The sequence below is a fragment of the Curtobacterium sp. ODYSSEY 48 V2 genome (assembly GCF_023712625.1).
In the GTDB taxonomy this organism is placed as follows: Bacteria; Actinomycetota; Actinomycetes; order Actinomycetales; family Microbacteriaceae; genus Curtobacterium.
The window spans coordinates 342,763-366,861 of the sequence record NZ_JAMAXX010000001.1 but is presented as its reverse complement, the minus strand read 5'-3'; the positions used below and the strand labels follow the sequence as shown (position 1 = coordinate 366,861).

Sequence of the window (24,099 nt, the reverse complement as noted above, 5' to 3'; positions counted from 1 at the left end):
CGACCGACGTCCGGCTGGTTCCCCCAACAGGTCGGACGTCAGTGGCCCCGGTCTCCCCCCGACCGGGGCCACTTCTCGTTCCGGTGAGTGTCCGTCAGCCGAGCGTCGCGGCGAACTCCCTGACGGCGCGCTCCCACCGCTCCGGGTCCTCGTTCCACTCGAGCGTGTGCCGGGCGTGCGCGAAGGTCTCGACCCGGGCGCCGCGGGCGCGGTGCGTCTCGACGTCGGCCGCTGCCACCAGGGCATCGGCCGTCGAGTGCAGCAGGAGGGTCGGCGTGCGGTCGTCCTGCCAGCGGGTGACCGTGAGGGGGTAGGGCACCCCGGCGAGTCGGCTGAGGCCCGGTGTGGTCGCGATCCGTCCCGCGACCACACCGACGGCCGCCGGGAAGCGCGCGGTCGTCACGGCGCCGCGCAGGGCCGACCGGACGTCGAGGAGCGGTGCGACCCCGACGATGCCGTCGACCGGCGTGCGTGCCGCCGCGGCGGAGGCGGCGAGGGCGCCGGCGGACCAACCCTGCAGCACCACCCGTTCGGCTCCGCGGGCACGCGCGGCGTGCGCGGCTGCGGCGACGCGGTCGACCGCGGCGGGATCGAGGGAGCGCAGCGGCAGGTCGGACGTGTCGACCACCTGGTTCGAGGCGCCGAGCTCCCGCCAGACGCGCAGGCCACGCAGGACCTGCTGCGGGCCGAGCGACTGCCCGTGCACGTGGACGACGTGGGTGCGCCCGACGACGCGGTCCGGTTCGGTTCCCGGGACGGACCGCTCGTCGGCGTACACCAGCTCGGACTCCGGGGGCACGAACGGTGCGGGGCGGAGGAGCCGGCGTGCGGCGGCGGCCCCGAGGGCGACGCTGCCGGCGGTGGCGATCACGGTGCCGGTGACGGCGGTGCGGACGAGCTGCATGGTGTCCACCCTGCCAGGGCGACGTGTGCGTGCGGTCCCCTCCACAGCGGAACGGGAGGCGCGGTGCCAGCCGGCACCGCGCCTCCCGTCCGTCGTGCTGCGGGTCCTAGGCCTGCACGTCGCCGCGCCAGCCCGGCTCGGTCGGGGCGTTCTCGACGCGCTCCTTGTAGTTCTGCAGGTCCTTCTTGACCGCGTGGCCGCCGACACCGACGGCGGAGCCGAGCTTCTCGAGGAAGCCCGACGGCTCCCAGTCGATCTGCGCGGTCACGCGGGTCTCGTTGTCCGACAGCTTGTGGAACGTGACCACGCCGGCGTGCTCGACGTCTCCGTCCTTGACGGTCCACGCGACGCGCTCGTCCGGGTGCTGCTCGGTGATGACGGCGCGGAACTCGCGCTCCTGACCGGCGACCTTGACGGTCCAGTCGGTGGTCTTGTCGTCGACCTGGACGATCTTCTCGACCTCGTCGAGGAAGTGGGGGAACTCCTCGAACCGGGTCCACTGGTCGTAGGCCTGGCGGACGGGGACGTTGACGTCGACGGTCTCGATGATCTGGGGCATGGTCGCTCCTTCGTTTCGTCGTGCTCTTCGGGTTCGTGACCGACGCTATGCCGGTCCGGCTGGAGGGTCCCCAGGGCAGTGTCCCCCTGCTGCGCCGTATGCTCGACGGGATGAGTGGCAACGGGAAGCACGCGTTCGACGAACGGGACGAGCACGGCATCCGGGTGCGCCCGGCCCTGGCCTCGGACGTGCCGCACATCCAGCGGCTCATCGCTCCGTACGTCGACCGGCGCATCCTGCTCGGCAAGGAGAACGTCGCGCTCTACGGCTCGATCCAGCAGTTCCGGATCGCCGAGGGGCCGGACGGCACGCCGATCGGCTGCGGTGCCCTCGCCGTGTTCTGGGACGACATCGCCGAGGTCCGCACGCTCGCGCTCGACGCCGACTGGATCCACAAGCGGGTCGGCCACCGGATGCTCGAGGCGCTCGAGCACGACGCCCGGGAGCTCGGCGTCGCCCGCATCTTCTGCCTGACCTTCGAGGTCGAGTTCTTCGCGAAGCACGGGTACCTGGAGATCGGCGAGCAGGTCGTGTCGCCGGACGTGTACGCCGAGCTCGTGCGCTCGTCGGACGAGGGGGTCGCGGAGTTCCTCGACCTCGCCCGGGTGAAGCCGAACACGCTCGGCAACACCCGCATGTTGAAGATCCTCTGACCGGGATCCTCTGACCGGGATCCTTCGGTCGGGGGGCCACTGACCGGCGATCCGCTGCCTGTGGATTGCTGACGCGTTCGGCTGCGCTTCGGCGTCGCGTCGCTGCGGAGCCGCCCGTTCGCCCTACCCTGTGCGCATGTCGTCGTTCCGTCACCCTGTCGGACCCGAGTCGTCCGGTGTCTACTGGCGTCGTCGCGCGCTCGTCGCCGGCGTGCTGCTGCTCGTCGTCGTGGTGGTCGTGCTGATCGTGGTCGGGCGGGGGAGCGGGGCCTCGTCCGCGTCGGCGCCGGGGGCCTCGCCGTCGGCTGGTGGTGGAGCCGCGTCCGACGGCTCCGTGGCCGCGTCCGGGGCGGCGTCCGCTCCGGCCGGCGCCGGGGCATCACCCGCCCCGTCGGCGTCCGCCACGGCACCCGCTTCGGCCTCCGGCGACGCCACGACGTGCTCCGAGGACCAGATCGAGCTCACGCCGGTCGTCGACAAGGGCACCTACGGGCCGACCGAGGACCCGCAGATCGCGATGTCGATCACGAACACCGGCTCCGACTCGTGCCACCTGGACCTCGGCTCGGCGCAGCAGGTCCTGACGATCAGCTCCGGGCAGGAGCAGTACTGGTCGTCGAAGGACTGCCAAACGGGCGGGACGAACCAGGACGTCACGATCAAGGCGGGGCAGGAGCTCACCACACCGGCGATCGCATGGGACCGCACACGCTCGTCGACGACCACGTGCGACGGTGCTCGGCCGTCGGTGCCCGGTGGCGGGGCGAGCTACCACCTGCAGGTGTCGGTGGGGGACCTGGAGTCGAAGGAGTCGGCGCAGTTCGTGCTGAACTGACGCGGCCCTGGGACGATCCACCCTGCGGCGCGCCCGGCACGTCATCCGAGTGACGCACTCGGTACTGGGAGCTGTCCACGCTGCGTCATGCTGACAGAGTGTCGGATCAGGGAATCGTTCGGGAGTCAGCCTCGGCCTACGAGCGCGATCACGGCGTCGAGCCGGTGAAGATCGCGACGCTCAAGGGGCTCCGGAAGCGCGCGAAGCGCGGTCTGTTCGAGCCCGCGGACGACACGATCTGGTCGGACGGCGTCCGGAGCGAGTAGCGGCGCTGCTGCCGAGGGGCTGCTCCCGCACCTCCTCCTAGAGCTGCTCCTCGACTGAACCCGGTTCGAGTCCGGTCATGAAGTCGTCGAGGAACGTCTGCATGTCGAACGGCTGCGCGCTGTCTTCCGGTCCGTGGTGCGTGGAAGTCATGCCACCACGCTACGTCACATTGCTAGGGCGTCTAGCGATTTGTCCGGAAGCGGCGCTGCCCGGAGACGATGCTTCCTGGCGGCGAGGCTGCTCGGAGGTGGCCCTGCCCGGAGGCGATGCCGCCTGGACATGCGAACGGGCCCGCCGTCCGAAGACGACGAGCCCGTTCCGAGCAGCTGAGGTCAGCCGATGACCGAGATGTTCTCGGCCTGCGGGCCCTTGCGGCCCTCGGTGATCTCGAATTCGACCTTCTGGTTCTCCTCGAGCGACTTGTAGCCGTTGCCAGCGATCGCGGAGAAGTGCGCGAAGACGTCGGCGCTGCCGTCGTCCGGAGCGATGAAGCCGAAGCCCTTTTCGTTGTTGAACCACTTGACGGTGCCAGTTGCCATGATGGCGTTTCCTTAACTTTCTTGCCAGGCCACGTTCGTTGCCTGTCTTGCGAGACGGCTCTTGCTGCCGCCGATCCACCGACGGTTGTCGTCAGATCAGTGCGTCCCGCGGGCATGGGCCGGTGGGACGGGTTCGGGGCCAGGCGACCTGGGAAGATCAGTGACCGATGGCGCTCGAAGGTGCAGAGCACCGGAAGAACGATGGACTCCCGCCGAAGCGGTTGAGACCAACCTACCGTGCTGTGGCCGCAATGGAAGAGGCAGCGCCCACTTCTGTGCAGGATCTCTGCCTCGCAGCCGTTCCTGTTCGCCGTCGGCGTGCAGATCTGGTGGACTAGGGGTGATGGCAGACAAGGAACAGCGCTTCCGGAGCGAGCAGCTCGAGGAGGCCCTCGCGAAGCAGGACGTCGCCGCGGTCGCGTTCGCCCTGCGGAACGACATCGTGATCGTCCCCCGGCTCGTCACCGGCAAGAAGGACATGCAGGTCCGCGTCTTCGGCCGCGAGGGCTCGGACAAGCGCATCCTGCTGCTCTTCTCGTCCGCCGATGCGTACACCGCGATGGTGCCGGACGAGAAGGTCCGCCAGGTCATGGTCTACGACGGGCCGCGGCTCGACGAGTTCCTGGCGGCGCACCTCGACTCGCTCGAGGGCGTGTTCTTCGACATCGCCGGGCCACACACGATGCAGGCGGCACCGTCGGACCTGCTGGCGGCGCTCCGCGCGTAGTCGGGGCCTGGGCGGCGTCGGTTCGCTCTGGAGGCGCGGCGCGCTCGTCCTGCGGCTCGCCACGGGCGATCGGTCCGGTCCGGCCTGGTCCGGTTCGGCCAGACCTGGTCCGGTCCGGTTTGGTCGGAACTCGTTGGTGCGGCCTGGTCCCGTCCGGTCAGACCTCGTCCGGTCCGGCCTGGTCCGGTCAGATGTCGTCTGGTCCGGTCAGGGCCGTCGGTGCCGGTTCCGGTCAGAATGCGCGGTCGAGCTCGCGTTCACGGACCGACTGCGTCAGCGAGAACGCGACGCGCAGCGCCTCGCGCAGGTGCTCGGCGTCCGCGCCGAGCACGGTCGTGAACCCGAGCCGCGAGGCCTCATTTGCCCGCTGCTTCGCGCCCGTCGCCGGACGGATCTCGCCGGCCAGACTGATCTCGCCCACCGCCGCCAGTGTGTGCGGGTACGGACGGTCCCGCGCAGCGCTCGCCAGGGCCAGCGCGATCGCCAGGTCGGCGCCAGGCTCGGTGAGCTTCATCCCGCCGACCGTCGAGACGTAGACGTCCGCATCGGACAGCTTGAGGCCGGCGCGTCGTTCGAGCACGGCGAGCAGCATCGCCACGCGTGACGCGTCGACGCCGTTCACGACCCGGCGCGGCTGCGGAGCCGAGCTCGGCACGACGAGCGCCTGCACCTCGACCGGGAGCGCACGGCGTCCTTCGAGTGCCACGGTCACGCACGTGCCCGACACCGGGGTGCCGTTCCGCGACATGAAGAGCCCACTCGGGTCAGGGACCTCGTGGATGCCGTCGCCGGCCATGTCGAAGCAGCCGACCTCGTCCGTCGGGCCGAAGCGGTTCTTGAGCGCCCGGACGAACCGGAGCGCGGTCTGCCGGTCGCCCTCGAAGTGGCAGACGACGTCGACCAGGTGCTCGAGCAGTCGCGGACCCGCGATCGTGCCGTCCTTCGTGACGTGGCCGACGATGAGGACCGGCAGTGACCGCTCCTTCGCCACCCGGATCAGGGTCGAGGCGACCTCGCGCACCTGGGAGGTGCCGCCGGCGATGCCGTCCACCGTGCTCGACGAGATCGTCTGCACGGAGTCGGCGATCACCAGGTCGGGCTGCACCTGGTCGATCTGCCCGAGGATGACGCCGAGGTCGACCTCGCTCGCCAGGTAGAGCTGGTCGTGCATGGCGTTCGTGCGCTCGGCGCGGAGTCGGACCTGGTCCACCGACTCCTCGGCGCTGACGTAGAGGACCCGCTTGCCGGTTGCTGCCGCACGGGAGGCGACCTCGAGCAGGAGCGTCGACTTGCCCACACCCGGCTCGCCGGAGAGCAGCACGGCCGCCCCGGGGACGATGCCGCCACCGAGGACGCGGTCGAACTCACCGATGCCGGACGTCCACCGCTGGACCCCGGTCCCTCGGGCCTCGGTGATCGGTCGGGCCACGCGCGCTCCAGCGACCGAGACGGCAGCGGTACCGCGCGAGCTCGCCGCGGCCGCCGTCGTGTCCTCGACCGTGCCCCACGCCTGGCACTCACCGCACCGGCCGACCCACTTGATGCTGGTCCACCCGCACTCGGTGCAGCGGTAGAGGGACTGGGTGCGCGCCATGGCTCGAGGCTAGAGCGCCCCGCCGACACCGCGGTGCCGCGGAGCGTGCCGGCCGTGCCCGTCGTCCGTGCCGTGCTCGTCGTCCTTTCCTTGCTCGTCCTCGCCGACGTGCTCGACGTCCCCGTCGTGCTCGGTCGTCTGCTCGCTCTCGCGCGCCTGCTCCGGCAGGGGGACACCGCCCGTCATCCGCTGTCGCAGCCGCTCCACGGGTCCCGGGCGGTCGCCGTGCCCGAGGTCCGCCGCGTGCTCCACGTCCTGCTCGGCGCGGGCGGTCGCGACGGCGCCGGCCTCGCGCCCGAGGTCCTCGGCCTCGCGTGCGGACAGGTAGTGCCGGATCGCGGCGACGGTGTCCACGCGGGCATCGACCGCGGGTTCGAAGGCGCTCGCCCAGATCTCGTACCCGCGGTCGTTCGGGTGGAACAGGTCGCCGTAGCTGTTGAAGAAGGTCCGACGGAGCCCGACGCGCTTCGTGATGACGTGGAGCGGCGCCACGGTCAACCCGAGTTCGGTGGCGACACGGTGCACGATCTCGTTCGCCACGGCGACCTTGCGCTCGCGGTCGGGCACGAACATGCACGGGAGCTCGGCGACGACCGCGTGCGAGGGCACGGCGCTGTAGATCGCGCGGATGTTCCGCTCGAACTTGTCCGGGTGGAAGTCCGCGATGTCGTTCGCCCCGATCGACACCGTGCAGATGTCCGGGGTGTACTGCCGCAGTTTCGGGAGCTGGTCCTGCTTCGCACCCCACGTCGTCGCGCCCGAGACGCTGAGGTTCACCACCCGCACCGACATGCGCGACCGGTGCCGGATGCGGCGGGCCAGGAGGCCGACGTACCCGCGCCCCGGAGCGGTGGCGCCGACGCCCTGCGCAGCGGAGTCGCCGATCGCGAGGTACGTCAGCTGCCCCTCGTGCTGCAGGCGCTCCCGCCACCAGTCCGCATGTACGGGGAGCATGTCGACCACGCGCTGGGACGCAGCTCGCTGCCCCCGGATCCCCGCGCGGGCACCGAACGCGCCACCACCCACGACGGCGAGCCCGCCGATGACGGAGGTGAGCAGGGCGACGAGGGTGCGGGTCTTCATGCCGGAGACCGTACGCGGCCTCGCTCACCCCGGGCTCTGGCGGAGCACACCGGTGGACGGACGGTGGGACGGGGCCGGTGGTGCAGGGGAGCGGCCCCGTGGTGGTCGTGAGCACCGTCGGAGTCGTGTAAACTCTTTCCCGGTACCGTGTCCGAGCGGCCGAAGGATCATGTCTCGAAAACATGTGTGGGGGCAACTCCACCGTGGGTTCAAATCCCACCGGTACCGCCACAGAAAGCCCCCGTTCACGCGGGGGTTTTCTCCTTTTGAGGAGCGTCCTTGGTGCATCTCTGGTGCACTCTCCTGAGTGCACGACTCCGCGCCGTGCCTGCCTCCTCCTTGGCAGCGCAGTGAGTGACGGCGCGTCGGACCCGGTGTGCCAGGCCCACTTGCCTGTTCCTCGAGTGTGCGCAGCGGAGCAAGCCTTCACGTCGGTCTCCACTGGGCCTCGCCACCGCGTTGCGGCGCTGAAGCTCTAGATCAGCGCACAGATGTGTGGCAGAGGCCCGAGGGGAACCCTAGAACGACAGGCGCACAGCCAGCCGCGACTGTGGCGCTGGGGTATACCCAAACGCAACTTCAACGCGACGTGGCCCGTGCACCCCGCATGGGTGCCAACGCGCATGGCGCAGCTGAATTATGCTCATCCTCGGACCGAAGGGGAGCAAGTGATTTTAGATGCTGTAGCGATCAAGAATTTCCGAGGCTATACGGATGAGCAAGAGGTAGCTATCTCCAACCTCACCGCCATTGTGGGGAGAAATGATGTAGGTAAATCGACAGTTTTGGAAGCTCTCGCCATATTTTTTGGCAGTGATCTTGTCAAGCCTGAGGTTGGAGACCTCAACGTATCGACGAAATCCGATGCATTTGAAGTGACGTGTACGTTCAGTGACCTGCCCGAGAATCTTGTCCTGGATGCCCAGGCAGAGACTTCCCTCGCACAGGAGCACCTATTGACGGGTGATGGGAGGTTGAAAATCAAAAAGCGGTGGACCTGTTCGGGGGGAAAGCCCAAGGAAGAGGTGTTCGTAATCTGTGACCACCCTTCTGTCGAGGGGCTCTCGGATTTGCTTCTCCTGACAAATTCCGTGCTGAAAGGTCGCTTGTCGAAGTTCCTGACCGCGGAGCAGCTGGCGGCTGTGAATAAGTCAAATAATCCTGCTATGCGTCAGGCGCTCTGGGGATCGAGATCGTCACTTGCGCCAATCGAACAGGAGGTGCCTGTCTCGAAGGAGGACTCCAAGCGTATTTGGGAGCGGCTGGCACCGATGTTGCCGCACTTCGCGTTGTTCCAATCAGACAGGGCCAGTCGGGATTCTGACAACGAAGTACAAGACCCGATGAAACTCGCCATCGCCTCGGCGCTTGCGGAGACCGACGTGCAGAATGCGCTGGCGCAAGTCGTTGGCGCTATTCGTAAACGCGCCACTGAGCTAGCAGCGCGAACTCATGCTGCGCTCGGGGAGCTGGACCCCAATCTTGCCGACGGGCTTGTGCCGGATTTCAAGAGTGATCCCCGTTGGGCGAGCCTCTTCAGCATCACCCTCGAAGGTGCTGACGGAATTCCCATCAACAAGCGTGGCAGCGGAGTTCGGCGGCTCATTCTGGTCAGCTTCTTCCGAGCAGAAGCCCAGCGCCAGATGGAGGAAGGCTCCAAGCGAAGCGTCATCTACGCAGTTGAAGAGCCTGAAACTTCGCAGCATCCTAAGAATCAGAAGGTGCTGCTCGAAGCGTTCCGGGAAATGGCTCGTGCTGACGGCTGCCAAGTGTTGCTCACGACTCACAGCCCGGGCTTGGCTGGCCACCTTCCAGCGGATAGCCTTCGATTTGTTTCAAAGACACCGGGCGCAGGTCCTCGAATCGACGCTGCAAACGAAACTTCGTGGGATGCGATGGCTGAAGAGCTGGGTATCTTGCCCGACGACCGTGTTCGTGTCTTGGTCTGCGTTGAGGGGCCGCACGACGTGGCTGGCCTAAGTGGCTTGAGCCGCGCGCTGTACCGTGAGGACAGTACCTTAGTTGACCTGAGCGTTGATAAAAGGTTTGCTTTCGTCCCGCTGGGCGGAGGCACTCTTCAGCAGTGGGTCTCCAAGCGGTATTTGCAGGGATTTGGGCGTCCAGAGTTCCACCTGTACGACAACGACGTGGCCAAATACCAACAAGTCGCTGACCAGGTAAACGCTCGAAGCGACGGGTCCTCCGCTCGGCTCACCGATCGGCGCGAGTTGGAGAACTACCTACATCCCGACGTTATCAAAGAGGTCCTTGGTGTTGAGGTAGCTTTCGAAGAGAGCGACGACGTACCAGCGATCATCTCTCGCGCTGTTGCGGCTGATGAGACCCGTTCTCCGCTCAATCCCCGCACTGTCAAGAGTAAGCTTGCTGATCAGGCGTACGCAAAGATGACCGCGGATCGCGTCGAAGACATCGGGGCGGCTGAGGAGATTCGGTCATGGTTGCAGGAACTGTCCAGTATGGCGGCTAACTGACGACGCGCATGTAGCATGCATTGCCCGCCATTGCTGACATAAGAGCGCCGTATCGGCGCGAACCAGAACAGCCGGCCGCGCCGAGGTCTGTCCGGCTGTTCTGCTGAGGGAGCGGCGTCAGTGCGCCGCGTTGTGAGCGTCGCGGACGATGGGGCTGATGCGGCTGCGGCTGGAGACCTCGCAGGAGGTGCGGGCAGTCCGTCACATCGGCGGGTGAGCGCCTCATTCCGGCGAGACTTGTTTGAGGTCGACGCAGCACTGTGAGGTGGGGTCAAATGGTGGCGCCTGGGCGTGCGAGCCTGTTGCTGCATCGGTCTTCGCGAACGTCAGGGCGACCGACAGTGGTCAGCGCCGCTGCGCGATCGCGAGCTCGAGGCCGAGGGCACGTGGTGGCGCTTGGTCAGGCCGGGGCTTGAACCCTGGGGTCATTTGGTGGCGCTGGGGCTTGAAGCCTGGGGTCATCTGGTGGCGCTGGGTCAGGCTGGGGCTTGACGCCTGGGGTCGTTTGGTGGCGCTGGGGCTTGACGCCTGGGGTCATTTGGTGGCGCTGGGTCAGGCCGGTGGCTCGAACCCCGTAGCCGCCGGATGATAATCATGCTCTCCGGTGGGACACGTCATGCTCCACCATTATCGAGACGCCGTCCTGCGCAGAACCCTACGGATGCGCCTCGACGTATGCCAGAGCTCCAACAATGCTTAGTGGAGTCGAATGTCACAGGAGATAGCTCTCGAGGATGTCCACGAGGGGCTGCGCGTCCTGCCCGGCTGCGAGCCACTCGATCGGCGCGACCGGGCGACCGTTGACGCGAGTATCACTATGCGGAGTTGTCATGAACCCCAGGATGCTTGCCGGATTGAGCCCCTCGGGGAATGCCTCCACGAGTCTCGATAGCTGCGGGAGCACCGGATGGCCGGGGGCGTTGCTGAACTGCCAGGTCGGATAGTGAAGTTCGGCGTTTGCGACGAACGCGAACAGGTCGCCAACGCCGAGCATCCATCGCAGCTTTGCCCGGCTGATCCCAAGTCGCGCGGCCACTGCAGGCTCGATAAGCGATTCGTCGAGAGCACGCTTCCAGTTCTGCCGAATGTGCTCGTGGAGCTCACCGCGTGCGACGCGCGCCTTCGCCGCTGCGAGCGTCGATGCCGTAAATACGCCCGACTCGATTAGGATCGCGTCGCTGAGTGCCGCTTGGTCGAGCAGCAGATCGGGGACCGCGGGTTGCGGCGTCCCGAAGTCTCGTCCTCTCGCGTGCACCCCCGCTACGCCGACGAAGGGATTCCCGGCTCGCGTGAGCCGAGGCGCTGTCGAGATATCCATCGCTGCCCTTGCCGCGACGTCGTCGGGCAGGACCTCGCCAGTTAGTCGCGCGAGGGCTACTCTCGCCCGTGCTCTGGCGATATCGAGCCGCGTCGTCATCGAAGACGCCCATGGATCTTGCGGCGCTGAGGTGCCGCTGCCCGATCATCCTGCCGAGCGGGCCGGGCTGCACAGGGTCGACTTGCATCGGCGTCCGCTCTGTGCGCGCGCGCCTTCGGCGCGCTATACATATCGAGCTCGGTTGAGAACCGTGGGCACGCCGTCCTCATCTAGATCGAGAGCGAGAAGCACGTCTTCAATCACTCGCGCTTGCGAGACCTTGAGTGTCGTCGCCGTTGCAACCAAGATCTCCTTCGCCGCCGGCGCCACGCTGCCGTAGACCGTTGGATTGCCCTTTGCGGCACCCCGAGGCCTTCGTCGTACTGCACCGAAGGCAGGAGAAGACGGGCTCGCGCTCGGGGTTGTCGGCGGTGCATTTGGAACCATCGTTGTCCTCCGGTCCGCTCCTATAGAGCATTCGGTTGTGTCGTGGCGTCGGCCCGAGCTAGGTGCTTGCCGCGGTGGGCGGCCGGTGAGACTAACGACCCTACAAGTTCCGCGAGGTTCGCATAGCGCACAGTCGGAGCCGCGGATGCAATCTGCTCGTTTACGAGAAGAAGATGCTCGCTGGGAAAGTTCCGGTAGCGCGATTCGCCGCGGAACCGGTCGGCCGTGCGCCGAATAGTTGCGTTAAGGGCCATTACCGTCGGTGTGAGTCGCACCCCTTGAAGTGACCTGATGCTGCGTCTGTCTGCGGATGCGGGCAGCCGCTGAGGCAGTCGATCTCTGCGAGAATCGCGCCATGACAGATCCTCGGCAGTCGGACCGGCGCATCGGGTGGCATCTCCACCCGTGGCGCCTGGACACCTACCGGTACTGGACGGGTCAGCGATGGCTCCAGGACGGCGAGGCTGCGCCGGAAGTCCGACCGGTCGTGAAGCGGAAGCAGCTGCTGCCGTGGGGGAGCGCAATCTTGCTGCCCGTGCTGACGCTCGCCGTGCTCGGCGGCATCATCGGCGCGGTGAAAGTCGGCACGGCCATCGGACCGACCGCGAACTGCACGATGGCGATGGAACAAGCCGAGCGGCAGGCATCGGACGCGGACTACAACGCGGACTTCTACGTCGAGCGGAGCCTCGACATGTGCCGGGACGCCGATGACTGGAACAAGGCGTTCGCAAAGCACCCCAGCCTCCTCGGCATGACTCGCGCCACCGGCGATCAGGACGTCGAGATCGTCTGCGGTGTGTTCCCGGACACGGCGGTCTGCGAGTCCCGGCGATGACGACGACCCAGAGATGCCGGCCATGACTTCACCAGTAGCAGCGGACGGGCATCCGCAGCTCGGCTCCGCGCACAAGAACGGCGATCGCCGGTTCGGGATCACCGGGCCCTACTCGAGCGTCTACGCCGGCCGAGGGACGCCGATGCTGTCGAGCCTGTACCACTCGACGGTCACCGAGCACATCGGATCAGTCCGCGTCGGCGACGAGCTCCACGTCGAGTGGCGAGGCACCCACTGGTGGGCGACGTCGGACGAAGGCACCGTCGGCAGGCTCTCCTGGTCGAAGGGGCTTCGCGGAAAGACGGCCTACGTCCCGGACGGGCCCAGCCCCTACGACTTCGACGACGGGACGCTGTACGTGCAGCACGTCACGGTGAACGCCGCCGGCGAGGTCGTCGACTGCGGCGGGTACGTCGTGCCGGACGACTACGAGCCGTCGGACTGGCCGATGACGCCGATGCCGGACCCGGCCGAGCGCGAGCTGACCATCACGATCGGCGTTCCGGCGCCGCAGCCGGTGGATTCATCAGCACCGGGCGTCGCGCCTCTGCGACGCCGCGGATGGCTCGACCGGGTCATGGGACGATGACGATGGCCTTGGAGGGTGGAACGACGATGAGCGAGCAGACAGAGTTGCCGGAGGGCGCGATCGGGTATGTGTTCCGAACAGAGCCCGCTGACCAGTCGTGGGCGTACGTCGGTCAGAGCACTCGTCTCGATCCGGCACATGTCGATGGCTACTTCGGTAGCGGTGCGTTCATGACTCAGGTGATCGCAGAGCATGGCGCCGGCGGACTCACGAAGCGCATCGTCGCGACGGCGGGGTCGTCGCTCGAGCTGCACTACCTCGAAATGCTCTACATCGCCGAGGCCCGTCGAGACGGTGTGCGGGTCGGCAATGGTGACTTCGGAGGTCCACGACCATTCCCGAGCCTGCAACAGGCTCTCTGGGAGGTCGCCCCGGCCGTGATTCGCGTGGCGGGTGACCCCCAGCGGTTCTACGACGCCCTCGTGGAGCACCGCGATCTGGTCGAACAGGCGATCCTCGACTCGTCGAGCGTTCCGGTCGACGCCTTCTACGCAGGCCTGGAGCGCGACCTCAGGGCCACCGAGGACTTGTCGCACCCGTGCCCGACATGCGGCTCCGACGTCGGTGAGGTGTGCCGGACGAACTCGAAGTCGCTCAGCCAGCCTCGGAACCCCGCGCGGAACCACTCGAAGCGGCCGGCCTCGTGACGACGTACACACCGCGAGAGCTGGCAGCCGAGCTCGGCTACACGAACGAGTCTCGTCCGGGGCGGGCCGTGCTGGCCTACCTGCGGGAGCGTTACCCGGAGCACACCGGATTCTGAGTACTCGACGAGGCGCAGGCCGACGACGTGCGAGCGAACGTGCCCCGCGCGTCGTGACGAGTCTCAAGCTCCGCGGAGCCTGGTGATCCGCTCGCGGATGCGGGTGTCGAGGTCCTCGAACTCGTCGAGCACATCCATCGCGGCGTACGCGCGGCCGCGGACTCGCTCAGTGACGGCTTCGACGACGCGTGCCTCCTCGAGGGCCTGCACGCCACGGTAGACGCTTCGCTCCGGGATGTCCCTGAGCGCGTCGACGAGCTGCTCGATGGTGAACACCGGCAGCGACAGCAGGACGGGCAGGATGCGCTCGGCCGCGCTGCCGGCGCGCGGGGCGGCCTGCTCCCGCCACGCAGCCTCGTAGCGCGCGAAGACGCGCGCCGTGCCGCGGGCCTCTCGCGCGGCCGTCTCGACGCACAGCGCCAGGTCTGTGACGATCGGCGCCGCGTCGCCCGTCCGGTACGCGGTCAGCAGCGAGAAGTAGTGCGTCGTGTCGGCGGCGAGGGCGCTGGCGACCGGCAGCACCGTGTGCGGGGTGACGCCCCTCCGGCGGAGGATGGCCCCGATGAGCGCCCGGCCGATGCGGCCGTTGCCGTCGGTGAAGGGGTGGATGCTCTCGAACTGGGCGTGCGCGATCGCGGCCTGGGTGACCGGCTCGACGTCGTCGCGGTTCGAGAACGCGATGAGGTCGTCCAGGAGCGCCGGGACCTCCTCGGGCGGCGGCGGGACGTAGAGCGCGCCGCGGGGGGAGTACTGCGAGCCGCCGATCCAGTTCTGCACGTCGCGGACGCGGCCGGCGTAGGGCCGCTCGGACAGGTCCGGGTCGGCCTCCATGAGCGCCTGGTGCGCGGCGAGGATCTCGTCGAGCGTGATCGTCGTGCTCGACGCGGCGATGAGCTTCGTGATCGCGGTGCCGGCTGCGACCATCGACATCGCCGAGGCGTTCTCCTTCAACCCGCCGATGGCGCGTGCGAACGCGACCGGCGTCGCCTCGACGTGCTCGATGCGGCTCGACGCGACGGACTCCATGCGGATGAGGAAGCCGGCCAGCGGGCTCAGCACGCCGTCGGCGACGCGCTCGAGGTCGGCGGCCTCGTACCGGGCGCGGGCGAGGTCACGCTCGGCGATGACGGGTACGTCGAGGTCGGCGATCCGCGGTGGGATCGAGACAGTGACCTCGGAGAGCGTCCGGTCCTCGCGGGTGCCGCGGCGGCTCGTGCTCGTCCAAGGGAGCACGCGCTGGGCGTGTGCTGGCCAGTTCGTCATCGCGGCTCCTTTCTGGCGATAGCCAGGTCGATAATGTCAGTTATTTGGAAAAAGTGACAATATCGACGAGGTTGCTGCCACGGCGCTCCTGCGGACCGCGCGGCTCAGGCGGGCGGGAAGTGCGCTGCGATCGCCTCGGCGACCGCGGTGACGTCGACCGTTCCTTCGAGTGCGGAGAGGCGCTTGGCGAGCCGCTTCGGCCAGCACACGTCGACACCGCGCACGGTGAACGAGCCGCCGAAGAGCGGCCAGTCGGCGTCGACGAAGCAGAGCGCGCCGTGCACGGAGGCTGGAGCGACGACGTCCTGGACGAGCGCCACCTGGCGGAGGACGCTGTCGACGAGCTTCGTGCGGTCCCCGCCGACGATGAGCTTCTCGGTGCGCGGACGGAACAGCCCGCCCTCGACCTGCAGGCGGGGCCGCTTGTTCCGGTAGCGCTTCGCGTCGATGACCCAGACGCCGGCGTGGGTGATGGCGATGTGGTCGATGTTCGCGCGCGACCGAGGGATGCGCCGGTCGTGGAGCACGACGACGTGCTCGTTGGCGATCGCGTCGAGGGCCCGTCCGACCTCCGCCTCGCCGGCGGCACCGGACTTCCACGCTGCGGTGCTCTGGCGTTCGCCCGAGAGCGCCACGGCGATCGAGCCGATCCGGCCTTCGCCCCAGGTCTCGCGGATCTTCGCCTCGTCGCGCGCCCGGCGGCGGTCGTACTCGCGCTTGGCGGATGCGCCGGCGCCGGTGGTGTCGTTCGTCCCCATGGTGTCCATCCAGTCAGAACAGGAGAGCGCGCGGCGAGCCCCAGTGCGAGGCGCGAGAGCCTGCTGAGGGGAGAAGCAGTCCGGCCGTCCGTCTCCTACCGCTCGACGTCGGGCCCGTCGTCGTGCTCGAGCGCCTCCAGGCGGGAATCGCGTCGTCTGCGAAGAGCATTCCGGCGGCGACCTGACGAGCGAGCGAGCAAGTCTCCTGGGCCGTGACCTCGTGCCCGGCGGCACCGAGCATTCCGTCTGCGAGTGTCGTCCGGTGTTCGACCCGTGCCTCGGAAACGGGCTTCAGGCTCGTAGGTCCCATCGCCGTTGCCGGCCAGGCGACGGCCCGCAAGTGGGTGACGTGGCGCATCACGGCGCCGTTTCGTGTCTACCGACGACGCCCAGTGTCCTGGAGTGGCTTCGCGACCGTCGGGGGCGCATGACGGTGGTGCTCCTCGCGCTCAAGGTGTACCTGTTCTGTTTCTTCGTTCGGTTTGCCGCCGATGTACCTCCGATTGCCACAATCGGAGGTACATCGGCTCGGAGGAAAACCGCAGCTCAGGCGCTGTTTCCGGGCTCACGCACTGAGGGGTGTACCGGCGATCGACCGCTCGGTTTTCCATTGGAGGTACAGGGACGGAAGGGCTACTTCCCTTCTTTCCCGCGGAAGTAGGAGAGAGGAAAGCACCGATGTACCTCCTGTACCTAGTTCCGCAGGGAAGCTCCACACGCGCATGCATGCGCGCACGCATGCATAAGAGTTCAGCCAGATTGGCGGTACAAGCGGAACGTTTCGCTGTTTCCGCTGATGAGCATGCGTTTTCTACCGGGACGAGCGCGGTACGCGAAGTGGTACGCGCGTTCGGCCATTGCAGGTGAATTGACCTGCTGACCTGGGCTTAACTCCCGCACGGTCCCCAAAACGGCTGTAGCGCTTTCGCCTCAGAATCCGCGGTACGTCCGCCCTGGGCGCGCGAATGCCTTGTGTTGAGACGAGTGGAAGGCCGACTTGCTCTGATACTTGGGCTGTCGTCGGCTCCTCAACCCCTCCCTGCTGCATGCAGCACTGAGGTCGGCGGACGATCACCGCTACCTCGAAAGTCTTGGCTCGACGGTCCATGACTGGTCCCTCTACGGGCGCGCACCGCCCAATACGTGGTCCGGAGTGCAACGCGAGGGATCGGTCCGCTCGTGCCGTCCGTGGCGTGCCCTTGCGGTGCCCGCGGGGTGCCCTCTTTTCGGCCCGCATCAACCCTTCGCGAGCGAGGCACTCGCCATGACCCGCTTGGCTTGCTTGAAACCTCTCGCGGTCCGCTGATCGGTCACAGACTTACGTCATTTCGGGCGGGGAGCGGTCGGTTGTGACCAGTCCGCGACCTGTTTGTAGCGCGCCTCGGCGGCTGAATCGTGCACGAGCGGCTGTCGAAAGAGCTCGAGCGCGCGGCGATTGAGCCCCGTACCAGCCTGAACTTCGATGGAACTCGTGCGGGGTGCCGTGGCGCCACGGACGCTCCACAGTCGCGCCCGACGGGGCAAAGGAAGAGCTTCGGATCACCGCTTCGCGGTGCGCGAGATCCCGGTGGCCGATCGTTCCTCACGGCCCCCGATGAGGCATCGGCTTCGCCAACCAGAGAGGTCTCCGCGATGCTCCGACCTGCGCTGCCGTGGGCCATAGGCAGCCGCGTCCCCGCGTCTGCGTCAGGGTTGAAACGGGTCTGGTTCCGCAGGCTCCACCACCCCCGACGTCGCTGCGCTCCATGTCTGGTACCCCGGCGTCAAGCCGCCTCAAACCGGGGTACCAGCCAAACCCTGACTTCCCAGGGCAAAAGGGTGCTCCTGGTACCAGCCCGCGCTTCGCGTCCTCCGGATTCCGGTCTGGTACCAGATGGTCTGGGACCACTCATTTCCCCTGATCACAACAGCAGTTGTGCCCTCCATCCGTCGCTGAAGCTCCGGATCCTCGGGTCAAAAGAAAAGGGCATAAGGGGGACTGACGCCGACCTGCGTTTCCTTCCTCGCTGCGCTCGTCGGGAACTGGTTCGTCGGTCGGCGTAGCCGACAGTCCTTCGGGGCGCCCGGAGACTGTCGCTGCGCTCGGTCTTCGGGCGCCCCTCACCCCTCGTCGCTGGCGCTCCTTGGGGCCCTTACTGCGTCGCTACGCTCCTTGCCCTACAACGCCCCGTCGGGGGCGTTGGAGGGTGCCTTGCGCCGATGCCGCGTCTCCGCTTCGCTCCGTCTCGGACACCGGCTGCGAGCCGCCCTCCCGGGCCGGAGACCATAACACGGCGGTGCCGCGCGAGAGGCCTGCGATCAAGCGCTTGGGGCAGTGAAGCACGGCGTCAACCCGAGCAATCATTCCGCAAATGATTCCGCTCGAAGTCTCCCTGGTGAATTACTGAGGAGAGGCGCTGCTAGCGCGGGCACTCGTGAGGTGGATCGCACAGGGCCCGCGATGCCAGCTGGCTGCTGAAGGGTGTTCACTTGGCCGGGTTTGTCCGAGAAGGTCGCAGTGGGTATAGTGATCGCAAGTCTGAATGAGATAAAAGGACCAGGGCCACTGCGGGCTCGACGAGTGGGTACGCCAAGCAACCGTTAACAGGTTCGGCTCCAAAGGCCTCCTCGAAAGCATCGACTTTCGAGGAACATCTATGTCCGAGACCGCTCTCGCTCCGCACCGGCAACCCGGCGAACTGCTCACCCCTGACGCACTGGCCGCTCGACTCCATGTGACGACCCGGAACTTGCGGCAATGGCGCGTCACGGGGGCGGGCCCGCGGTTCGTTCGTGTCGGGCGATTCCCGCTCTACAGGCAAGAGGCCGTCGAAGCATGGCTCCTCGAGCAGGAGTACGCCAGCACCTCCGACGAGCTGCGCTAAGCCGTGGGTTCAGTGAAGTCCTATGAGACAAAGACCCGTGGCAAGCTCTACGAAGTTTGGTACACAAAGCCCGACGGGACTCGCGGTCACGACCGCGGCTTCCGCAGAAAGGCCGAGGCCCTCAACTACCTCAACACCGTCGAGGTGTCGAAGCTGCGAGGCTCCTACGTCGACCCGACCGATGCGCGAGTTTCGATAGGCGAGCTCGGGACAGCTTGGCTCGAGATGCACCGATTCAAGCTCACCCAAAGCAGCTTCCACTCCGTTGAAAGCTGCTGGCGCGTGCACGTCGAACCAAAGTGGGGTGGGTACGCCGTGGGCCGAGTCAGCAAGCGAGACGTCCAAACGTGGCTGAACGAACTCGGGCATTCGCTCTCGCACACCTCGGTGGCGAGGGCACGAGACCTGCTCGCTGGCATCCTCGATGAAGCCGTTGAGGAAAACCGCGTGGTGAAGAATCCTGCGCGCGGCCTCACAGTCAGGAAGAAGCCGATCCCGGACGAGGTGTTCCTGACACATCGGCAGGTCGAAGCGCTGGCCTCAGAGGCCAGGTACGGCGATCTCGTTCGGCTGCTCGCTTACACCGGTTTGCGATGGGGCGAGGCGACGGCCTTGCGGGTTCGGAACGTCGACCTCGATCGCCGTCGCCTCAACATTCGAGAGGGAGTGACTGAGGTGAACGGTCAACACGTCCTGGGCAGTGTGAAGTCGCATGAACGGCGCTCCGTCGCGTTCCCTGACTTTCTCGACTCGGCTGTTGCCGCGGCCTGTCGGAACAAGCACCCCGACGATCGCCTCTGGTCGTCACCGGCTGGAGGCTTTCTCCGGCCGGGGCACTCCCGTCAGGGGTGGTTCGCGAAGGCAGTCCAACGGTCGATGGCGGGCGACGCGAGCTTCCGCCGAGTCACACCGCATGACCTCCGGCACACCGCTGCATCACTCGCGATCAGCGCTGGCGCCAACGTCAAAGTGATCCAACGCATGCTGGGCCACAAGTCGGCGAAGGTGACTCTCGACACTTATGCGGCGCTGTTCCCTGACGATTTAGACAACGTCACCTCCGCGTTGAGCCGGCAACGAGCGGAACAGCTATAGCGATGGTCGTGAACGTGGTCGTGCTGACGGTCGCGCCCACGGGCGTGACCTCCTCGGCCCCGGAGCTCAAGTTTCATCGCATGACACGGTCTCGCATAGGGCACCTTGCCGGAATCACTTTCGGACCAGCTATCTGAGACAGGCGGAGCGCGGAAGGTACGCAGACGGAGACACGCAACGCTCCGTCTCGCTGAACGACCGGCTATTGAGACGCCTCGATCGCGAGCTGGGCGACCTCGACGACAGCGTCGGAAGGCATGTCCGGGTAGTAGTTCTCGCGCAGCTGTTGGGCGAAGAGCTGCATGTCAGTCTCAGGAGGCTGGTGGGCTTGTTCGGCGGTGAGGCTGTCAAGCCGGTGTTGGTGCACGGCGATCACGGCGCCGGGGACCGGTCCTGCCGTCGGGTGTTCATCGAAGACGAACACGGCTGCTCCCACCGGGACGTCCTCGTTCCACCGCACGGTGGTGACCTTCTCGCCAGACATCACTGCCTCGTAGTGCTTGCGATGGAAGTGGATCGTGTTGGGTGCTGCACTGACCATGCGCCCACTCTGCCGTAGCGGCAGAGGGTGGCGATCGAGGTGCCGGTTCCGGCGACCGGAAGTCGCGCCGCCGCGCTGGATCGGCCCGAACGAATGCGTCCGGAGGCCGATCGGCTATCGAGACTGCATGTTGACTTCTATGCGGCACTTCCGCGTGAAACGGTGAGGTCACACCCGTTTGCGGGTGTGACCTCACTCGATGCGGCGGCGGTCAGCAGCGGTCGGGCTCGACGCGGTCGCGCCAGCTGTGTTCGGGTGCCCAGCCGAGGTCACGCTTCGCGGCAGCGTTCGAGAGCAGCGACCCGAACTCGGCCAATTCGCCCGTGACGGCGGTGTTCGGGTACCGCTCGGCGATGATCTTCGCGGTGGGGATGGGCATGACGGTGTCGTCGGCGACGATCAGGTACGGGTGGAAGCCGCGCTCGGTTTGGTGCAGGGCCTTCTCGGTAGCGGTTCCGACGTCACGGCCGTCGATGTACGACCAGATGTCCCAGGCGCGGGTATCGAGGTTGTCGGCGAAGGACGGGTACTCGTCGTACTCGTCGACGTTCTGCACGTAGGACAGACGAAGCGCGGTTACGCGCAGCTCGGGGTCGTTGCTGGTGTACTCCTCGGCGAGATGCTCCATGATCAGTTTCGACAGGCCGTAGGCGTTGCGGCCGTGGCGGGCGGAGTCGTCGTCGAGGGGCAGGTGGTCGAGGTCCGCCGGGAACGGCACGCCGAGGACGGTCTCGCTGGAGGCCAGCACGATGTCCTTCAGGCCGTGGCGGTGGGCAGCCTCGAACACGTTGTAGCCCGCAACGACGTTGTTCTCGAACGTCTTGGCGTTGCTGTAGAGGCGGGGGTGGGGGACGGCGGCGAGGTGGACGACGACGTCGAAGGCGTTGTCGACGGTGTCGCCGAGGACGTCCCAGCCGACGGAGCCTAGGGCATCGAAGGTCTGGCCGTAGTCGGTGAGGTCGGCGACGATCGAGATGATGTCGGTGCGCTTGGCGGGGGTCTGGTCGATCCCGAAGACCTCGTGGCCGTGTTCGAGGAGCTGGTCGACGACGTGCTGGCCGACCTTGCCGTTGATGCCAGTGACGGCGACGCGCTTCTTCGTGGTGCTCATCGGTCAGCTCTCTCGTGACTGGTCGGGGCGGGTCAGCTCAGCCTGCTTGGCGGCTTTCTCCGGCTCGGGGATGGTGCGGTTGTCGATGACGATCTGCTTGGTGGCGTCGTCGCCGCCGACGACGTGGTCAGCCCCAGCGAGGAGGGCTTCGTAGCCCTGCCGGGCGACTTCGGTCTTGTCGTTCTTCTTGAAGTCGGGGCCGAGCTTGGTGTTGTTCATCCCTGCGTTGGCGTGGAAGTCGCTGTCGGTGGCTCCGGGCAGGAGTGCGGTGACGCTGACACCGGTGTCCTTCAGCTCCTCGCGGAGGGATTCGGCGAAGGAGAACCCGAACGCTTTCGAGGGGCCGTAGACGGTCTCGAACGGGGTCGGGGTGGTGGCGGAGATCGAGGAGACGATGAGGATGCGGCCGCGGCCGTTGGGGACCATGTGCTGTACGACGCGCTTGGCGAGGTGGACGGTGCCCTTGATGTTGATGTCCAGGACCCGGAACTCGTCCTCGAGGGTGTTGTCGACGAACGCACCGCCCAGGCCGATCCCGACGTTGAGCGCTGCTGCGTCGACGGGGCGACCGAGGTCGCGGACGAAGGTCCAGAAGCTCTCGACGCCGACGTAGGTGCTGGCGTCGGCCTGGTGAGGGTACGCCTTGACGCCCAGGGACGTCAGCGTGTCCGCGGCGGTGAAGACGCGGTCGCTGGAGGCGGTGATCGCGACGTCGTAGCCGCCGGTGGCGAACCGCTTCGCGAGCTCGAAGCCGATGCCGGAAGAACCGCCGGTGACGAGGGCGAGGGGACGGGTGTCAGTCATGGAATCTGCTCTCCGACGCGGTCGTGGTGCGCGTCTTGTCGGTCGTGATCCGGGGGTCGAGCGGGCGCGTCGGACGCATCGTCCGTGCGGTGGAACGTCGCTCTGGTGTCGGATAGGTCATCGGTCGGCGCTGCGGCTGACGTGTTCGCGGGCGGCGATGTCATCGCGGACCATGTCGAACTTCTCGAGGATGCCGTCGTAGGCGAATTGGCCGAGCGGAAGGCGCTGCGGCGGGTTGGTGTCGTGCGCGACGTCGACGATGGCGATCGCGGCCTTCGCCGGGTCGCCGGGTTCCTGACCTGCCCCCTGGCGGGAGTTCTGACGATTCACCCCCGCGGTGTCGGCGTAGTCGGCGATCTCCCGCTCGGGCTTGGTCTCGGCGGCAGAGTTGCCGGCCCAGTCGGTTGCGAAAGGTCCGGGCTCGACCAGAACGATGTGGATGCCGAGTGGTGCGACTTCGTGCGCGATGGCTTCCGAGAGGCCTTCGACGGCGAACTTGGAGGCGTTGTACCAGGACAGTGCCGGGAACGAGCGGATGCCTCCGACGGAGGAGACGTTGATGATGGTGCCGCTTCGGCGGTTGCGCATGCCGGGCAGGAGCGCCTTCGTGACCGCGGCGAGGCCGAACACGTTGATCTCCATCAGGCGACGCTCTTCCGCCTCCTCGCCTTCCTCGAAGGCGGCGAAGTAGCCGATTCCGGCGTTGTTGAACAGGACGTCGATGCCGCCGGTGCGCTCCTCCGCTTCCGCGGTGACGGAGCGGACCTGCTCGGCGTCGGCGACGTCGAGCGTCATCGGGATGACGCGGTCTCCACCTGCGTCGATGATGTCGGTGAGCGCGTCGGTGTTCCGAGCGGTGGCCACGACGGTGTCGCCCCGTCGCAGGGCCTCGAGTGCGACCTCGCGGCCGAATCCGCGCGAAGCGCCACTAATGAGCCAGGTAGCCATGAAGCAGGTGTCCTTTCGATTTTGGCCGGACTCTTCCCGGCACCGGTCCAGGACACTGCGGCCGGGGCTCGGGTGTCAGGGCCGCGGCATCGTAGGACAGGAAGGCCCACCCACGACCGTCCTGCCCGGAGCTGCGGCGGGGACAATGAGGGGATGGCGAAGAACGAGGCGCTGAGCGAGTTCCTGACGGGTAAGCGGGCCGCCGTGACCCCGGCGCAGGTCGGCCTCTCCGCCACTGGCCCTCGGCGGGTCCCAGGGCTGCGCCGCGAGGAGGTTGCCTTCCTCGCGGGCGTCAGCGTCGATTGGTATATCCGCCTCGAACAGGGCAGGCAGGTGACGCCCTCAGAGTCGGTGCTGGCGGCGATCGCGAAGATCTTGCTCCTCGACGATGCTGAACACGACTACCTCGTGAACCTCGCCCGTCCCGCGGCAGGGATCACGGGAGGTCCTGCCGAAGTTCCAGTGCGGCCCGGGATCGTGAAGATGTTGCGCACTTTCGACCGTCAGGCCGCGTTCGTCGTGGGCCCCCGAACCGAGGTGCTCGCGGGCAACGACTTGGCTTGGGCGCTCCTGACGGACTTCCCGAGCAGGGCACCCGGCGACCGGAACCTGCTGCGCTGGATCCTCCTCGACCCGGACGCGAGGAAGCTCTACGCCGACTGGGCAGTCGTTGCGTCAGAGATGGTCGGAGTGCTCCAGCTCGAGGCCAGCTCCTATCCCAACGATGAAGCCATGGCGGCCTTCGTCGGAGAGCTTGCGACCAAGAGCCCGGAGTTCCGAACGTGGTGGAGCGTCCCCAACCCACTCGGACGAACATCGGGCCGGAAGCGGTTCTTGCACCCGGCCGTAGGGGAGGTTCTCATCGATTGGGAAGCGTTCGTGGTTCCCGGCCCCGAAGGGCAGACGATGTTCGTCAACAGTCCCGCGGATGCAGCCGCCGAAGAGTCCCTGCGCTTGCTCGCCTCGTGGTGGGCAACCAAGACCGAGCCGCGCACGGAGCGCAGATCCACGGAGCCGACAACCTTCACAGGACCGTCTCGGTAGCCGATCGGCAAACGAGACGCCTTG

Annotated in this window: 22 protein-coding genes and 1 tRNA gene; 11 read left to right on the top strand and 12 right to left on the bottom strand. The window is 67.1% G+C overall.

The window, feature by feature from the left end:
• Positions 1-94: 94 nt before the first annotated feature.
• Both M3666_RS01750 and M3666_RS01745 read right to left on the bottom strand, forming a co-directional pair.
• Positions 95-904, bottom strand: a complete 810-nt coding sequence (locus M3666_RS01750; protein WP_251154312.1) for a hypothetical protein — start codon at positions 902-904, stop codon at positions 95-97.
• 106 nt (positions 905-1,010) lie between these two features.
• Positions 1,011-1,463, bottom strand: a complete 453-nt coding sequence (locus M3666_RS01745) for an SRPBCC family protein (RefSeq protein WP_251154311.1) — start codon at positions 1,461-1,463, stop codon at positions 1,011-1,013.
• Between the two features lie 110 nt (positions 1,464-1,573).
• Here M3666_RS01745 and M3666_RS01740 point away from each other — a divergent pair, with 110 nt between their 5' ends.
• From M3666_RS01740 to M3666_RS01730, 3 genes are all read left to right on the top strand, one after another.
• Positions 1,574-2,116 (top strand): amino-acid N-acetyltransferase, encoded by a 543-nt coding sequence (locus tag M3666_RS01740; protein ID WP_209684599.1) that lies wholly within the window; start codon positions 1,574-1,576, stop codon positions 2,114-2,116.
• Positions 2,117-2,252: 136 nt separating this feature from the next.
• Positions 2,253-2,951: a hypothetical protein gene (locus M3666_RS01735; RefSeq protein WP_251154310.1), complete on the top strand. Its 699-nt coding sequence runs from the start codon at positions 2,253-2,255 to the stop codon at positions 2,949-2,951.
• 98 nt (positions 2,952-3,049) lie between these two features.
• Entirely contained in the window at positions 3,050-3,217 is a 168-nt protein-coding gene (locus M3666_RS01730) for a hypothetical protein (RefSeq protein WP_209684597.1), read from the top strand.
• A gap of 333 nt (positions 3,218-3,550) precedes the next feature.
• Here the strand turns inward: M3666_RS01730 and M3666_RS01725 are convergent, their stop codons facing one another.
• Positions 3,551-3,757 carry a cold-shock protein gene (locus tag M3666_RS01725; protein ID WP_022904520.1) on the bottom strand — a complete coding sequence of 69 codons (207 nt, stop codon included), beginning with the start codon at positions 3,755-3,757 and terminating at the stop codon, positions 3,551-3,553.
• 343 nt (positions 3,758-4,100) lie between these two features.
• On the opposite strand from M3666_RS01725, the gene M3666_RS01720 reads away from it, so the two are divergent.
• A complete protein-coding gene (locus M3666_RS01720) occupies positions 4,101-4,484 on the top strand; it encodes an SseB family protein (protein WP_251154309.1) in 384 nt (127 codons plus the stop codon).
• Between the two features lie 232 nt (positions 4,485-4,716).
• Here the strand turns inward: M3666_RS01720 and radA are convergent, their stop codons facing one another.
• Together radA and M3666_RS01710 are read right to left on the bottom strand one after the other, a co-directional pair.
• Positions 4,717-6,078 carry a DNA repair protein RadA gene (radA, locus tag M3666_RS01715; protein WP_251154308.1) on the bottom strand — a complete coding sequence of 454 codons (1,362 nt, stop codon included), beginning with the start codon at positions 6,076-6,078 and terminating at the stop codon, positions 4,717-4,719.
• 9 nt (positions 6,079-6,087) lie between these two features.
• Positions 6,088-7,161, bottom strand: coding sequence for an SGNH/GDSL hydrolase family protein (locus tag M3666_RS01710; protein WP_209684596.1), 1,074 nt, complete (start codon positions 7,159-7,161; stop codon positions 6,088-6,090).
• Positions 7,162-7,302: 141 nt separating this feature from the next.
• Between M3666_RS01710 and M3666_RS01705 the strand changes: the two genes are divergently transcribed.
• Both M3666_RS01705 and M3666_RS01700 read left to right on the top strand, forming a co-directional pair.
• Positions 7,303-7,392 (top strand) — tRNA-Ser (locus M3666_RS01705).
• A 392-nt stretch (positions 7,393-7,784) separates the two neighbouring features.
• Positions 7,785-9,653, top strand: coding sequence for an ATP-binding protein (locus M3666_RS01700; protein ID WP_251154307.1), 1,869 nt, complete (start codon positions 7,785-7,787; stop codon positions 9,651-9,653).
• A 712-nt stretch (positions 9,654-10,365) separates the two neighbouring features.
• Here the strand turns inward: M3666_RS01700 and M3666_RS01695 are convergent.
• On the bottom strand, positions 10,366-11,070 hold the full coding sequence (locus tag M3666_RS01695) for a hypothetical protein (RefSeq protein WP_251154306.1): 705 nt from the start codon (positions 11,068-11,070) through the stop codon (positions 10,366-10,368).
• An 874-nt stretch (positions 11,071-11,944) separates the two neighbouring features.
• On the opposite strand from M3666_RS01695, the gene M3666_RS01690 reads away from it, so the two are divergent.
• From M3666_RS01690 to M3666_RS01680, 3 genes are read left to right on the top strand one after another with little or no spacing between them, the layout of a single operon-like run.
• Positions 11,945-12,295 carry a hypothetical protein gene (locus M3666_RS01690; protein ID WP_251154305.1) on the top strand — a complete coding sequence of 117 codons (351 nt, stop codon included), beginning with the start codon at positions 11,945-11,947 and terminating at the stop codon, positions 12,293-12,295.
• Positions 12,296-12,317: 22 nt separating this feature from the next.
• Positions 12,318-12,884 (top strand): hypothetical protein, encoded by a 567-nt coding sequence (locus M3666_RS01685; protein WP_251154304.1) that lies wholly within the window; start codon positions 12,318-12,320, stop codon positions 12,882-12,884.
• A gap of 26 nt (positions 12,885-12,910) precedes the next feature.
• The gene (locus tag M3666_RS01680) at positions 12,911-13,531 is read left to right on the top strand and encodes a hypothetical protein (protein ID WP_251154303.1); all 621 of its coding nucleotides are present in this window, start codon (positions 12,911-12,913) and stop codon (positions 13,529-13,531) included.
• A 179-nt stretch (positions 13,532-13,710) separates the two neighbouring features.
• On the opposite strand, the gene M3666_RS01675 is transcribed toward M3666_RS01680, so the two are convergent.
• Together M3666_RS01675 and M3666_RS01670 are read right to left on the bottom strand one after the other, a co-directional pair.
• The gene (locus M3666_RS01675) at positions 13,711-14,910 is read right to left on the bottom strand and encodes a Fic family protein (RefSeq protein ID WP_251154302.1); all 1,200 of its coding nucleotides are present in this window, start codon (positions 14,908-14,910) and stop codon (positions 13,711-13,713) included.
• 104 nt (positions 14,911-15,014) lie between these two features.
• A complete protein-coding gene (locus M3666_RS01670; RefSeq protein WP_251154301.1) occupies positions 15,015-15,668 on the bottom strand; it encodes a nuclease-related domain-containing protein in 654 nt (217 codons plus the stop codon).
• Between the two features lie 2,876 nt (positions 15,669-18,544).
• On the opposite strand from M3666_RS01670, the gene M3666_RS01665 reads away from it, so the two are divergent.
• Positions 18,545-19,627: a site-specific integrase gene (locus M3666_RS01665; RefSeq protein WP_251154300.1), complete on the top strand. Its 1,083-nt coding sequence runs from the start codon at positions 18,545-18,547 to the stop codon at positions 19,625-19,627.
• Positions 19,628-19,829: 202 nt separating this feature from the next.
• Here M3666_RS01665 and M3666_RS01660 read toward each other — a convergent pair whose 3' ends face one another.
• The 4 genes from M3666_RS01660 to M3666_RS01645 form a co-directional block, all read right to left on the bottom strand.
• Positions 19,830-20,168 carry an ASCH domain-containing protein gene (locus M3666_RS01660; protein WP_251154299.1) on the bottom strand — a complete coding sequence of 113 codons (339 nt, stop codon included), beginning with the start codon at positions 20,166-20,168 and terminating at the stop codon, positions 19,830-19,832.
• A 211-nt stretch (positions 20,169-20,379) separates the two neighbouring features.
• Positions 20,380-21,279 (bottom strand): NAD(P)-dependent oxidoreductase, encoded by a 900-nt coding sequence (locus M3666_RS01655; protein WP_251154298.1) that lies wholly within the window; start codon positions 21,277-21,279, stop codon positions 20,380-20,382.
• A 3-nt stretch (positions 21,280-21,282) separates the two neighbouring features.
• Positions 21,283-22,083: an SDR family oxidoreductase gene (locus M3666_RS01650; protein WP_251154297.1), complete on the bottom strand. Its 801-nt coding sequence runs from the start codon at positions 22,081-22,083 to the stop codon at positions 21,283-21,285.
• Between the two features lie 117 nt (positions 22,084-22,200).
• Positions 22,201-23,031 carry an oxidoreductase gene (locus M3666_RS01645; protein WP_251154296.1) on the bottom strand — a complete coding sequence of 277 codons (831 nt, stop codon included), beginning with the start codon at positions 23,029-23,031 and terminating at the stop codon, positions 22,201-22,203.
• A 153-nt stretch (positions 23,032-23,184) separates the two neighbouring features.
• Here M3666_RS01645 and M3666_RS01640 point away from each other — a divergent pair, with 153 nt between their 5' ends.
• Positions 23,185-24,075 (top strand): helix-turn-helix transcriptional regulator, encoded by an 891-nt coding sequence (locus M3666_RS01640; RefSeq protein ID WP_251154295.1) that lies wholly within the window; start codon positions 23,185-23,187, stop codon positions 24,073-24,075.
• Positions 24,076-24,099: the final 24 nt, after the last annotated feature.

What these genes read in the sequence shown, in the direction of transcription:
- M3666_RS01750 (WP_251154312.1), bottom strand. Translation starts at nt 904, where the DNA reads ATGCAGCTCGTCCGCACCGCCGTCACCGGCACCGTGATCGCCACCGCC.
- M3666_RS01745 (WP_251154311.1), bottom strand. Translation starts at nt 1,463, where the DNA reads ATGCCCCAGATCATCGAGACCGTCGACGTCAACGTCCCCGTCCGCCAG.
- M3666_RS01740 (WP_209684599.1), top strand. Translation starts at nt 1,574, where the DNA reads ATGAGTGGCAACGGGAAGCACGCGTTCGACGAACGGGACGAGCACGGC.
- M3666_RS01735 (WP_251154310.1), top strand. Translation starts at nt 2,253, where the DNA reads ATGTCGTCGTTCCGTCACCCTGTCGGACCCGAGTCGTCCGGTGTCTAC.
- M3666_RS01725 (WP_022904520.1), bottom strand. Translation starts at nt 3,757, where the DNA reads ATGGCAACTGGCACCGTCAAGTGGTTCAACAACGAAAAGGGCTTCGGC.
- M3666_RS01720 (WP_251154309.1), top strand. Translation starts at nt 4,101, where the DNA reads ATGGCAGACAAGGAACAGCGCTTCCGGAGCGAGCAGCTCGAGGAGGCC.
- radA (WP_251154308.1), bottom strand. Translation starts at nt 6,078, where the DNA reads ATGGCGCGCACCCAGTCCCTCTACCGCTGCACCGAGTGCGGGTGGACC.
- M3666_RS01710 (WP_209684596.1), bottom strand. Translation starts at nt 7,161, where the DNA reads ATGAAGACCCGCACCCTCGTCGCCCTGCTCACCTCCGTCATCGGCGGG.
- M3666_RS01700 (WP_251154307.1), top strand. Translation starts at nt 7,785, where the DNA reads ATGGCGCAGCTGAATTATGCTCATCCTCGGACCGAAGGGGAGCAAGTG.
- M3666_RS01695 (WP_251154306.1), bottom strand. Translation starts at nt 11,070, where the DNA reads ATGACGACGCGGCTCGATATCGCCAGAGCACGGGCGAGAGTAGCCCTC.
- M3666_RS01685 (WP_251154304.1), top strand. Translation starts at nt 12,318, where the DNA reads ATGACTTCACCAGTAGCAGCGGACGGGCATCCGCAGCTCGGCTCCGCG.
- M3666_RS01680 (WP_251154303.1), top strand. Translation starts at nt 12,911, where the DNA reads ATGAGCGAGCAGACAGAGTTGCCGGAGGGCGCGATCGGGTATGTGTTC.
- M3666_RS01675 (WP_251154302.1), bottom strand. Translation starts at nt 14,910, where the DNA reads ATGACGAACTGGCCAGCACACGCCCAGCGCGTGCTCCCTTGGACGAGC.
- M3666_RS01670 (WP_251154301.1), bottom strand. Translation starts at nt 15,668, where the DNA reads ATGGGGACGAACGACACCACCGGCGCCGGCGCATCCGCCAAGCGCGAG.
- M3666_RS01660 (WP_251154299.1), bottom strand. Translation starts at nt 20,168, where the DNA reads ATGGTCAGTGCAGCACCCAACACGATCCACTTCCATCGCAAGCACTAC.
- M3666_RS01655 (WP_251154298.1), bottom strand. Translation starts at nt 21,279, where the DNA reads ATGAGCACCACGAAGAAGCGCGTCGCCGTCACTGGCATCAACGGCAAG.
- M3666_RS01650 (WP_251154297.1), bottom strand. Translation starts at nt 22,083, where the DNA reads ATGACTGACACCCGTCCCCTCGCCCTCGTCACCGGCGGTTCTTCCGGC.
- M3666_RS01645 (WP_251154296.1), bottom strand. Translation starts at nt 23,031, where the DNA reads ATGGCTACCTGGCTCATTAGTGGCGCTTCGCGCGGATTCGGCCGCGAG.
- M3666_RS01640 (WP_251154295.1), top strand. Translation starts at nt 23,185, where the DNA reads ATGGCGAAGAACGAGGCGCTGAGCGAGTTCCTGACGGGTAAGCGGGCC.